This window comes from Bacteroidia bacterium, assembly GCA_037045145.1.
Classification (GTDB): domain Bacteria; phylum Bacteroidota; class Bacteroidia; order AKYH767-A; family OLB10; genus OLB10.
Genome location: JBAOIA010000003.1, coordinates 1 through 12275, shown reverse-complemented (window position 1 = coordinate 12275; position 12275 = coordinate 1). Strand labels below are relative to the sequence as shown.

Annotated in this window: 9 protein-coding genes; 5 read left to right on the top strand and 4 right to left on the bottom strand. The window is 38.2% G+C overall.

Annotated features, from left to right (window positions below; translation table 11 throughout):
* Positions 1-21: 21 nt before the first annotated feature.
* The 4 genes from V9G42_00110 to V9G42_00095 form a co-directional block, all read right to left on the bottom strand.
* On the bottom strand, positions 22-387 hold the full coding sequence (locus V9G42_00110; protein MEI2757812.1) for a hypothetical protein: 366 nt from the start codon (positions 385-387) through the stop codon (positions 22-24).
* Between the two features lie 199 nt (positions 388-586).
* Positions 587-2161 carry an IS1182 family transposase gene (locus V9G42_00105; GenBank protein MEI2757811.1) on the bottom strand — a complete coding sequence of 525 codons (1575 nt, stop codon included), beginning with the start codon at positions 2159-2161 and terminating at the stop codon, positions 587-589.
* A gap of 209 nt (positions 2162-2370) precedes the next feature.
* Entirely contained in the window at positions 2371-2640 is a 270-nt protein-coding gene (locus V9G42_00100; protein ID MEI2757810.1) for a hypothetical protein, read from the bottom strand.
* 14 nt (positions 2641-2654) lie between these two features.
* Positions 2655-2933 (bottom strand): hypothetical protein, encoded by a 279-nt coding sequence (locus V9G42_00095; protein ID MEI2757809.1) that lies wholly within the window; start codon positions 2931-2933, stop codon positions 2655-2657.
* A 524-nt stretch (positions 2934-3457) separates the two neighbouring features.
* On the opposite strand from V9G42_00095, the gene V9G42_00090 reads away from it, so the two are divergent.
* The 5 genes from V9G42_00090 (at position 3458) to V9G42_00070 (ending at position 12132) form a co-directional block, all read left to right on the top strand.
* Positions 3458-6823, top strand: a complete 3366-nt coding sequence (locus V9G42_00090; GenBank protein MEI2757808.1) for a helicase-related protein — start codon at positions 3458-3460, stop codon at positions 6821-6823.
* A gap of 34 nt (positions 6824-6857) precedes the next feature.
* On the top strand, positions 6858-7682 hold the full coding sequence (locus V9G42_00085) for a KilA-N domain-containing protein (GenBank protein MEI2757807.1): 825 nt from the start codon (positions 6858-6860) through the stop codon (positions 7680-7682).
* Positions 7679-11002 (top strand): DNA methyltransferase, encoded by a 3324-nt coding sequence (locus tag V9G42_00080; GenBank protein MEI2757806.1) that lies wholly within the window; start codon positions 7679-7681, stop codon positions 11000-11002. Before V9G42_00085 ends, V9G42_00080 begins: the two co-directional genes overlap by 4 nt.
* Positions 11003-11252: 250 nt before the next feature.
* A complete protein-coding gene (locus V9G42_00075) occupies positions 11253-11642 on the top strand; it encodes a GxxExxY protein (GenBank protein ID MEI2757805.1) in 390 nt (129 codons plus the stop codon).
* Between the two features lie 31 nt (positions 11643-11673).
* On the top strand, positions 11674-12132 hold the full coding sequence (locus V9G42_00070; GenBank protein ID MEI2757804.1) for a DNA-binding protein: 459 nt from the start codon (positions 11674-11676) through the stop codon (positions 12130-12132).
* Positions 12133-12275 lie beyond the last annotated feature (143 nt).

The following is a 12275-nucleotide window of genomic DNA, read 5'->3' as shown; positions in this document are numbered from 1 at the left end:
ATATGAATGTTACAGGCAATGCTATTGCGACATCCGTTCAAAATCGGCAGACGGATTAAACCAATCATCTTTCACTATATGACCAATAGCAATGATTTTAGAAGCGAACCCTGCACCACCTTCATATTTTACTCTAACTGATTTGCCTTTGATTTTATCCCAACTTTCAACACCTGCAACCTGCATACACCTGAAAATAAAATGACCTGCAAAATCACCTTTATTTGTGTGGTGCTTAAAGTCTTTTGGCAGGTATAAAACATGACCGCCAAAACCTTGATGACCGCCATCACCATAATCAAGATGAAGCCATGCTGTCAATAGTCCTCTATCACCTGTATCAAGTGAAGTGCTTTCAATAATTGCATTTCTGATTTCTGTTTCCATTTTAAAATTTCATTAAGCACTGCCTGTAACATGGTATTGGCAATACCCGCAGGACAGTTTGTTTATAATTTAAAGTTTCTAAGTTGCGGGCATCGCCAATACCCGAACCGTCAGGCTGTGAAAAAAGTCATTTTCTTTTAAAATACTGCTTTTAAAATTAATGTAGAAGTGCTCTTCTCTGTTTTAAGATGGCTTGATTTTATGCAGCGATATTTTCTTGGAAAAAATTAATGGGCGTATATTGGCTTATCAGCCGCGGCTGATGAAGTCTACTTTTAATTGAAAAATATCCTCCTGGATACTTTGGTGTCCAATTTTTCAGCACTTCCATCAGTCTATCAAAGCCTAAGATGTTCTTGGCGCGTTTTATATTGTAAACAGTCATGATGAGTGCCAGCTCTCCATTCACTTTTTTTAATCCTCTCAAATTGGTGTAATACAAATTCCACTGCCGTTTGATTGTGCCAAAGATATGTTCGTTTAGCTCCTGCCGTTTGCGGTATAACTCTGCGTTGGATTCATAGTTCGTTTTGTTTCTCTCTACCGCTTCGGCATATTCACTGCGTTCTATTTCCCTTCGACCATCCTGTCTGCCGGTGCAGAGGTGTTTTACAGGGCATGTATTGCAAGCTGTACTTCGGTACTTTTTAAATTGATAGGAGATGTCTTCACTGCGCTTTTTTGTATGCAATTTGCCTGTGGTATGCAGTGTTTCGCCTTGCGGACAGGTGTACGTATCGGTTTCCTGGTTGTACTTAAAGTGTTGAATGAGGTACTCAGGTTGTGTGCCACCTTCGTTGCTGTTCACTATCTCTTGCCTTGCTACTATTGTTTCTATTGCTGCTGCCTGACATGATTGCAATTCTTTTCCGGTGTGATATCCTTTGTCGGCTATAACCGTGAGGGCTTCTGCTTTTATATTCTCTTTGGCTTCGCTGCTTATATCGTACAAGGCATTTTTATCGTTGCGATTGATGGTGTGTGTGGCTACTACCAAGCTGTGCTGTGCATCTACGGCTGCTTGTACATTGTAGCCTACTTCTACCACTACACCTCGAACCAATAGGGCTCTTGCATCAGGGTCAGTAGTGCTTACCTGTGGCTCTTTATTCTCTTCTAGTTGCTTGGCTAATTGTTCGTACTTGATCTTATGTGTTTTCAGCTTGGCTAATTTATCTTCTACATCACTAATGGATAGACTCTGGACTTGGTTTTCTTCCCTATCGGCTTTATCTAACTGCTCTAAATATTGTTCTGTTTTTTCTTCGATATATGCCAGATGCCTTTCAATCTTTTTGGGGTTATAGTTATTCTTTTTACTGTTGCTCCCTCTTATTTTGGTGCCATCTACGGCAATCACATTACCACCAATCAAGCCCGCTTCTTTCAAAAACAACACAAACAACTTAAATAAGCTTTTTAGTGCCACAGCATTAATCTTTCGGAAGTCGGCAATAGAATGATAGTTCGGACAAAGTCCTTTGAGCAACCACTGCAACTCAATATTACGAACAGCTTCTTTCTCTAATTTACGACTGCTTCTTAATCCGTTTAAATAGGCATATAGATACAGTTTTAAAAAAAGTGCATCTTCAAAAGATGCTCTCCCGGCTTTTTTCTTTTCCCTCTGAATGAGCGATTGAATACCGAGTTGTTTTAAATCCAGCTTATCTACAAATGCATCTATAAATCGAATCTCATTGTCTTTTGCTATCTGACTTTCAAGGTTTGAAAAAGTGATTTGTTCTCGGTTGATACCTTGTATTTGAGGCATTTTTTTTATTTATTTCCCCTTAAAATTATTGAAATTATTTTACATTTGTAAATACTGAAAAAATATTTTTTTCACAGACTGCCGTTATAAGCAATACTTTGCCCCACGAATAGCCAAAGCGCACGGAGGCTTTTTCTTTGGCTACCCACCACACTGCAAAGTACAGCTTATAACACCGTGTATAGGTAATTTTTTCGCGTGATAGTTCATCACTTTGATTTACGTTTAGTGGAAGGTTTTTTGGCTTTAAAACCCCCGCCCGCATGGAGTACTAAAATAGATTCGATGTAACTTTTAAGATTAGTATTATTGTCAATTGCTAATTTGGAGAGTGTCTTAAAAGTTTCTTCGTCAAGGTCAATTAATTTTCTCATTTCGATTTCAATTATTTTATCACGTACAACTTCAAAAGTTTTTGAAGCGGAGTAGTCTCTACGCTCGCAAATTTCAGAATTAATGAAGTTAATTATTTCTTTCATAAAAGAGGTAAGCCCTATATTTGGTAGGGCTTAATGTTGAATCCTTTTAACGCTTGGTTTGCAAACCACTTTTTTATTTCAAACGCTCCGTTCTTTTCAGTGATTTGTGATTTAGGAACCCAAGCTGTTCTATTTGCAATTGTTATAGGTGAGCCAACACTACCTACAAAAATAGGCTCAAGAGCGTAATCAATTTTAACTGCCTTTTCGGTTTCTTTTACAATTACACCTACTAACATTGCCACACCACCTTTACAATTGATGTCTGCGAAGATTGATTGATTAGTTGTCATTTGCTTTGTTGTTTAATTATGATGTAAATATATACCGTATATACGATATATACAAGCAAAAGGTTAAAATATTTTCAAAATAAATCCCACCCTTCGGTTTTAAAGCCAAAAAACCCGTTTTTCATAGCAAAGTGAGGGGTCGCTCAAAAACTACCTATACACCTGCTACGTTATAGCCAATGGTAGGACGACAATCCGAACATTGACATACGACCAAAATATAAACAGAAAAGTAAACCATTTTGACAGGTGAACAACATACAAACGATACAACAAAGGGGCAACGAGTAAGCCAACACTCATTGCCGACCCTTCTGTGTTTTTTATTTTCCCCACCACACATTTTTTTTAATTCAATTTTAGCCAGCCACACATTTGGCACATTTGGTTTTGCCCGTCACTCAAAGCCGACCCTTCGCAAAACCAAAAGAGCCAAATCTCCCACCGCACAAGGGGCAGAGTTCTACGACATAAACAAACTCAAAATTTCGTATTTTGACAACCTTAATTTAACTGAAATATAAATGCCGAAAATCTACGACAACATAGAAAACCACTTAACCAAAGGACTGAATGAAACGCTTGAACTATCACAGCGGACAGACTTTTGTGTGGGATATTTTAACCTGAGAGGTTGGAAAGAAGTTGCAGACAAAATCGACAGCTTATCGGGTGCGACAGTCGTTGAAGGTAAGGACGATGTTCACCGCATTTGCCGACTGCTTGTTGGAATGCAGAAAATGCCAATTGACATTTTGCGTGACTACTTCTCCAAAGACGAAGACCACATCATTGACCAAGCCGAAGCAGTAAAACTTAAAAAAAGACTTGCACAAGAGTTTAAAGACCAGTTGACAATCGGCACACCAACCGAAGCAGATGAAAAAGCTCTGCGGAAGTTGAGCCAACAAATGAAGGACAAGAAAGTGGTTGTGAAACTGCACTTGCGTTATACACTTCACGCTAAACTGTATTTGGCTTACAGCAACGACAAACGAGTTCCTGTGGTTGGTTTTTTAGGTAGCAGTAACTTGACACTTGCCGGACTTGCTAAACAAGGGGAACTAAACATTGACGTAATGGACCAAGATGCAGCCAACAAGTTGGCAACTTGGTTTGACGACCGTTGGAAAGACCGTTGGTGCATTGACATAACCGAAGAACTTATTGAAATTATTGACAATTCTTGGGCAGCCGACAGATTGGTTTCTCCGTTTCACATTTACTTGAAAATTGCTTATCACCTTTCAAGAGAAGCAAGAGCAGGTATCAATGAATTTAAGTTGCCAAAGGTTTTCCAAAAAGAATTATTGGAGTTCCAACAAAAAGCCGTTTTAGTAGCTGCTCATCATTTGCACAAAAGAGACGGAGTAGTAATTGGTGATGTGGTTGGTTTGGGTAAAACCATTACCGCAACTGCCTTGGCTAAACTTTTTGAAGATGATTTCTTTTTGGAAACACTTATCATTTGCCCGAAAAACTTGGTGGAAATGTGGGAAGATTATGCCCACAAATACCAGTTGAGAGCAAAAGTGATTTCACAAAGTAAAGTGCAAACCACTTTACCGAATTTAAGGCGTTACCGATTGGTGGTAATTGACGAAAGTCACAACTTGCGAAACGACCAAGGAAGCCGCTATCGTGCTATAAAATCATATTTAGAAGAGAACGACAGTAAAGTAATTTTGCTTTCTGCAACGCCTTACAACAAAACCTATTTAGACCTTTCAAACCAACTTCGTTTGTTCATTTCAGATGACAAAGATTTGGGTATTAGCCCTGAACGTTATATTGAAAGCATTGGCGGACAAGTTCAGTTTACTTCGCAACACACCGAGACATTTATCAGAAGCATCAAAGCATTTGAGAAAAGCCATTTTTCAGACGACTGGAGAGAATTAATGCGATTGTATTTGGTTCGCAGAACAAGAAGTTTTATCAAAAATAATTATGCAGAAACCGACCCAACCAATGGACGCAAGTTTTTGACTTTTTCCGATGGTTCAAAGTCATATTTCCCCGACCGTATTCCAAAGCGGGTTGAATATGTGTTTGATCCAAAAGACCCGAAAGACCAATACGCAAAAATGTATTCAACCAAAGTAGTTGACATCATTAATGATTTGGAATTACCGAGATACGGGTTGCAACAGTATTTGAATGAAAACCCTTTAATCAAACCAACAAAGGACGAAGAACAACTCATGCAAAACCTTAGCCGTGCAGGACGCAGGTTGATGGGCTTTTGCAGAACTAATTTATTCAAGCGTTTAGAAAGTAGCGGTTATTCATTTCTGCTTTCATTGAGCCGACACATTTTGAGAAACTATGTTTTTGTGTATGCAGCACAAAATCATCTACCAATTCCAATAGGTAAAAACATTTCACAAAACTTAGATGATTATTTGGAAGACAGCGACACCGATAATGACGGTGATGATAAAAACCATCTGAAACTCATTCTAAAAGAGGAAACTTATTTGCAAAAGGCAAAGGAACTATACACACTCTTTGCAAGCGACAGTTACAAAAACCGTTTCGACTGGATTAGAAGTGAGTTTTTTGCCAACTCGTTACAACAAAACTTAATCAACGACAGTAAAGAAATCATCAAAATTCTGAACATTGGTAAAGACTGGAACCCTGATGAAGACAGACAGCTTAATGCTTTATACGACCTTTTAACCAAAACACACAGCAAAGAAAAAGTTTTGGTTTTCACTCAATTTGCCGACACTGCTTATTACTTAACAGAACAATTAAAGCAAAGAGGCATCGCACAAATTGAAAGTGTAACTGGCGATGATGAAAACCCAACGGGGTTGGCACAGCGTTTCAGTCCACACAGCAACCAAAAATCGGACATCATAAAAAGCGGTCAAGAGTTGCGTGTTTTGATTACAACCGATGTATTGAGTGAAGGACAAAACTTGCAAGATGCTCACATCATTTTGAATTATGATTTGCCCTGGGCTATCATTCGTTTAATTCAGCGTGCAGGTCGTGTTGACCGTATCGGACAAAAGGCAGAGCAAATTTTCTGTTACTCCTTTCTGCCCGAAGATGGCATTGAAGCTATTATCAATTTGCGTAGAAGATTAACCCAGCGTATTGAAGAAAACGCCAATGTGGTAGGAAGCGATGAAACCTTTTTTGATGGGGACCCTGTAAACCTTGCAGACCTTTACAATGAAAAATCTGGCATTTTGGACGGTGAAGATGACGACACAGAAGTGGATTTGGCTTCATTGGCTTATCAGATTTGGAAAAACGCCACAGATGCCAATCCCGAACTGAATAAAATAATTCCCGATTTACCGAATGTGATTTACGCTACCAAACACAATGACGAAGCACCCGAAAAAGAAGGCGTAATTGTTTACACCCGAACATCAGAAGAAAACGATATTTTGGCTTGGGTGGACAATAAAGGCAAAATCATTACCCAATCTCAACATACTATTTTGAAAGCGGCTCAATGCACACCTGACACCGAACCGAAATACAAACTGGAGAAACATCACGAATTGGTGAAAAGTGGTATTGACTTCATTCGTGAAGAAGAAAAAAATACAGGTGGTTCTCTTGGTAAAAAAACAGGTGTAAAGTATCGTGTGTATATGCGACTTGACCGCTATTGCAAAGAGTATGAAGGAACTTTGTTTGTAAACGAGCAACTAAAAAAAGCAGTGAACGACATTTACAAATATCCGTTGAAAGAATTTGCAAGAGAAACCTTGAATCGACAACTGAAAGCAGGTATTTCAGATGAACTATTAGCAAATTTGGTAATTTCACTTCGTGAAGAAGATAAATTGGTGATTGTAAATGAAGACGAACAACCTAACCGCGAACCACAAATTATTTGCTCTTTGGGATTAAAAAACTAACTATGGCTAATTCGCCTCAATTAAAATAGGATGCATGGCAAAAAATAAAAAAATCATTGTTGAAGGTTCAGAAATAACCATACTTCAAAATGATGAAAACGATTTTATCTCCTTAACAGATATGGCTCGATACAGAGACCAAGAAAGGACAAACTATATTATCCAAAATTGGATGAGAACACGCAGTGTCATAGAATTTTGCGGTTTGTGGGAGCAATTAAACAACCCTGGTTTTAAACGCATCGAATTCGATGCGTTTAAAAGTGAGTCAGGGTCAAACAGTTTTACACTTACCCCTCAAAAATGGATTGAAACAACTAATGCCAAAGGAATAATCTCTAAATCTGGTCGTTATGGAGGCACATTTGCACATCGTGACATTGCCTTTGAATTTGCCACTTGGATTAGTGCCGAGTTTAAATTCTACTTTATCAAGGAATTTCAACGCCTCAAAGCCGATGAAAACGACCGCTTAAAACTAGAATGGAACCTACAACGCACTTTGGCTAAAGTCAACTACCACATCCATACCGATGCTATCAAAGAAAATCTGATACCGAAAGAATTAAGCAAATCGCAAATCAGCTTTGTGTATGCCAATGAAGCTGACTTGCTGAATGTTGCACTCTTTGGCTTTACTGCAAAGCAGTGGAGAGACAACAATACTGGCAAAAACGGCAATGTGAGAGACTATGCCACCATCGAGCAATTGGTTGTATTATCTAATCTCGAAAGTATTAATGCCGTTTTAATCAATCAGGGTTTATCACAGCCGGAACGATTAAAGCAATTGAACCAAATTGCCATCACCCAAATGAAATCTTTGGTTGCTAACCAACAAATAAAGAAACTAAAATGAGTTTAGAGAAAAAGGATTTTTCCAACTATATCAAAGCGTTCAACTTTCGAGAACTGTTTAATGATATGGGCTGGAACAATGATAAAACAACACAACCCATTGTAGTTGACAATGAAACTTACACCTTACAAGCAGTTGCCGAAAAAAGCGGTTTCAAAATCTTATTGTGCAATCCCCTTTCCAATGGCTTAATTCCCGACTACAACACCCGTAAAAAGATTGAAACCAAGGTAACCAAACTGTTTCAAGAGCATTTAATTATCTTTTTTGATACCAAGAAAACCGAACAGATTTGGCAATTAGTGGTAAGGCAATCGGGCAAACCCACCAAAGTAACCGAAACCCGCTGGCACATCAACCAAGACCCTGAATTGCTTTACCAACGTGCAGCAGGAATTTTCTTTGAAATAGACGAAGAAGAACACATCACCATTATTGATGTAACCAAACGCATTGCCGACAACTTCCACCAAAACAACGAAAGAGTTACCAAGCAGTTTTACGATAAATTCAAAAAAGAACACGGTGCTTTTCTGCAATTCATCAAAGGAATTTCCGACAAAACCAATCAAGAATGGTATGCTTCATTGATGCTGAACCGACTGATGTTTTGCTACTTCATTCAGAAGAAAGGTTTTTTAGACAACAATAAAAACTACCTGCGGGATAAACTGCTTGCCTGCAAAGCCAAAAAGGGAAAAGTAAAATTCTACTCTTTCTATCGTGATTTTCTATTGGTATTATTTCATAAAGGATTGAACGACCCAACACAAAGCCCCGACACCAAAATTGAAATTGGTAAAATCCCTTACCTAAACGGTGGTTTGTTTGACGAACACGAACTGGAAAAAAGCAATGATAGCATTGACATTGACGACAAAGCTTTTGAACGCCTTTTTGATTTCTTCGACCAATACGAATGGCATTTAGATACCCGCCACACGGCAAGCGGAAAAGACATTAACCCCGATGTGATTGGATACATCTTTGAGAAGTATATCAACGACAGGGCAAATATGGGTGCTTACTACACCAAAGAAGATATTACCGACTATATCAGCAAAAATTGCATACTGCCCTATTTGTTTGACGAAACCAAACGACATTACCCGAAAGCATTTAATACAGATGCCGAATTGTGGCAAATGGTAAAGCAAAGTGGCGACCAATACATTTACGATGCAGTAAAAAAAGGTGTGGAAGAACCTTTGCCAAAAGAAATTGAACAAGGCATAAAAGATGTAAGCAAACGCACCGATTGGAATAAACCGGCAACCATCAATTACGCTTTGCCAACAGAAATTTGGCGTGAAGTGGTTGACCGCAGAAACCGATACACCGAAGTAAAGAGTAAAATTGACAAAGGCGACATTCAGCAAATCAACGACTTTATTACCTACAACCTGAACATTCGCCAGTTTGCACAAGATGTAGTAGAAAACACAAACGACCCCGAACTGCTAAAACACTTTTACAAAGCACTCAACAGCGTTACCATTATTGACCCTACTTGCGGCTCTGGTGCGTTTTTGTTTGCTGCAATGAATATTTTAGAACCCTTGTATGAGGCATGTTTGCAGCGTATGGAAATATTTTTGGAAGAAGCTAAAGATGAAAAGAACTACAAACATCTTTCGTCTGAACTACAACAATCATGGAAATCTTTAAATCATGGTCAATCATGGTTCAGACAAGTGTTGGCACAGCTAAAAAGCCCCGAACACCCCAACCTACGATACTTCATTTACAAAAGCATCATCCTGCGGAATTTGTATGGTGTGGACATAATGAAAGAAGCCGTTGAAATCGCCAAACTGCGTTTGTTCCTTAAACTCGTGGCAACCGTAGAAGCCGATTACCGAAAACCCAATTTAGGTTTAGAACCTCTGCCCGATATTGATTTTAATATCCGTGCAGGAAATACCTTGGTTGGCTTTGCCACAGAAGCAGAATTACAAAAGGGATTGACTTATACGATTGACGGTGTCTTAGCAAAACCTTTGATTGAGGAAAAATGCGAAATTGTTGCCAATGCTTTTAAACGCTACAAAGAAATTCAATTGACCTATGGCGATGATTTTAAGGAGTTCAAAAAGGCAAAAGCAGAACTCAACAAACGCCTTAATGAATTAAACCACGAACTCAACCAATTGTTGCACAAACAAGCGACAGCCATTCCTTATGATAAATGGCTACAATCACACCAACCCTTTCATTGGTTTGCGGAGTTTTATGAAATAATACAAGAGAATAAAGGCTTTGATGTGATTATTGGAAATCCGCCTTATGTTGCTTTAAAGGATGTAAAGTATATTCCGAAAAATTATGAAACCTTACCTTGTGGAGATATTTATGCCTTATGTATTGAAAGGTCAATTAATTCTCTTTTACAGTCAGAAGGAAGAATAGGTATGATTGTTCCAATATCAATAGTGTCTACAGATGGATATTCATCTTTAAGAAAGGTTTGCCATAAAAGTAAATCAGGCTATTACTTTTCAAATTTCGGAGTGAGGCCATCTAAACTTTTTGATGGAGTTGACAAAAGACTTACCATATTTATTAAAAACAATGATTTGGTTGATAAATCTTATACAACAAAGTATTATCGTTGGGTATCTGAAGAGCGGGAAAATCTTTTTAGCTATTTAAGTTATCAGAATGTCGGACAGGATTATTTTACAATAAGTGGCTTTCCAAAAGTTTCAAGTAGCATTGAAAAATCAATTTTGAAACGTCTTTTAAACCAAACAAAAAGTGTTTCAAATTTTGTCGTTAGAACATCAAGCCATACGGTTCGTTATACCCGTAAACTACAATACTTTATACAGTTTTTTGAAAAGGCACCAACAATTTATGATAGAAACCGAAATATACTTGAACCATCGGAATTGAAAGATATTACTGTAGGAAGTGAACTTGAAAAAACAACACTTATTTCCGTTCTAAACAGTAGTCTATTCTTTTGGTTTTTTATCTCCTTTTCAGATTGTCGAAATGTAAATACAAGAGAGATTTTGAAGTTTCCAATTGAAATCAGTAAAATAAACGATGAGCTATCGAAGCAACTGTCAAAACTTTCCAAGAAACTATTAACTGATTTAGAAAATAATTCTGTTTTTCTTCCAAGAAATGATAAACGAGCCGGACAATTGGAAATTCAATCTTTTCAACCAAGAGCCTCAAAACCCATCATAGACGAAATAGACGCTGTTTTAGCCAAACACTATGGTTTTACGGATGAGGAATTGGATTTTATTATCAACTACGATATTAAATATAGGATGGGTAAGGAATTAGAAACCGAAGACGAAGAATGATAAAAGAAAGCCTTGGCAATACCGCCCTATTAAAGCTACCCAAAACAGCTTTTTTATGCAGTCGGCAAGTGCCTGCTTCGGTGGTATTGAAATGTTATGACTGGGCAATAAATTGTCTGAACCTGGATTATCACAAGATGACGAAGATGAGCAAGATTAAAATCAAGGTAATCCAGATAATCTTACTAAAATCATGGTGCAGACAATGGCGGCTCAGACAATCAGTAAATAAACAACTAAACTAACGGCAATGACAAAAGAAGAACAAGATGTAATAACACATGCAGTAATTGGCAGTGCCATGGAAGTGCATTCCATTATGGGCAATGGTTTTCAGGAGGTGGTGTATCAGCGAGCACTGTCTTACGAAATGGGGCTGCGTGGTATTGAACACCAAAGAGAATTTGAAATGCCCTTACTTTACAAAGGACAAGATGTTGGGGGAAGAAGGGTTGATTTTTTGGTTAGTGGTGAAATTTCGGTAGAGATAAAAGCGATTATCCAATTAGAAGATGTACACCTGGCACAGGCAATGAATTATTTAGAGGCCTATAATTTACAAACCGGGTTGCTGATAAATTTTGGGGCAAAGAGTTTACAATTCAAACGTTTATTCAACAAAAAATACAAACCCCAATAATCATGGTAATCCTAATAATCTTAACGTCATCATGGTTCAGACAATTGGCAATACCGACCTTTTAAAGCTACCCAAAACAGCTTTTTTATGCAGCCGCCAAGTGCCTGCTTCGGTGGTATTGAAATGCTATGATTGGGCAATAGAGCAAAGAGAAAAAGGAAATTGTGTGATTAGTGGCTTCCACAGCCAAATAGAAAAAGATGTGTTGCATTATCTGCTCAAGGGCAAACAGCCCATCATCTTGACATTGGCAAGAGGGCTGAAAGAAAGAGTAGAGCCGGAATTTAAAAAACCATTGGAACAAGGCAGACTGTTAATCATCACACCGTTTGATAAATCGGTAAAACGAGTAAGCAGCCAAAACGCACAGACACGCAACCAACTAATGACAACCCTTGCTGACCAAATCACCATTGGTTACGCAAGCCCAGGCGGACAGTTGGAAGAACTACTAAAAGGAATTGATAAACCAATAAACAAAATCGTATGAGCCTACGCATTTTGCAAGCACATTGCCAAAGCCCCACAAGCCACCCCGCAAGGCAATGCTTTGTCAAAGAGCTTGCAAAGCCGACCCAAAGAAAAATTGAATTTAAAAAATTTACCTTCCCTCCTGAAAATAAAAAATACGCA

Bases quoted from the DNA above. Each gene is read 5' to 3' on its own strand.
- V9G42_00100 (MEI2757810.1), bottom strand. From the start codon at position 2,640: ATGAAAGAAATAATTAACTTCATTAATTCTGAAATTTGCGAGCGTAGA.
- V9G42_00105 (MEI2757811.1), bottom strand. From the start codon at position 2,161: ATGCCTCAAATACAAGGTATCAACCGAGAACAAATCACTTTTTCAAAC.
- V9G42_00085 (MEI2757807.1), top strand. From the start codon at position 6,858: ATGGCAAAAAATAAAAAAATCATTGTTGAAGGTTCAGAAATAACCATA.
- V9G42_00075 (MEI2757805.1), top strand. From the start codon at position 11,253: ATGACAAAAGAAGAACAAGATGTAATAACACATGCAGTAATTGGCAGT.
- V9G42_00110 (MEI2757812.1), bottom strand. From the start codon at position 387: ATGGAAACAGAAATCAGAAATGCAATTATTGAAAGCACTTCACTTGAT.
- V9G42_00095 (MEI2757809.1), bottom strand. From the start codon at position 2,933: ATGACAACTAATCAATCAATCTTCGCAGACATCAATTGTAAAGGTGGT.
- V9G42_00090 (MEI2757808.1), top strand. From the start codon at position 3,458: ATGCCGAAAATCTACGACAACATAGAAAACCACTTAACCAAAGGACTG.
- V9G42_00080 (MEI2757806.1), top strand. From the start codon at position 7,679: ATGAGTTTAGAGAAAAAGGATTTTTCCAACTATATCAAAGCGTTCAAC.
- V9G42_00070 (MEI2757804.1), top strand. From the start codon at position 11,674: ATGGTTCAGACAATTGGCAATACCGACCTTTTAAAGCTACCCAAAACA.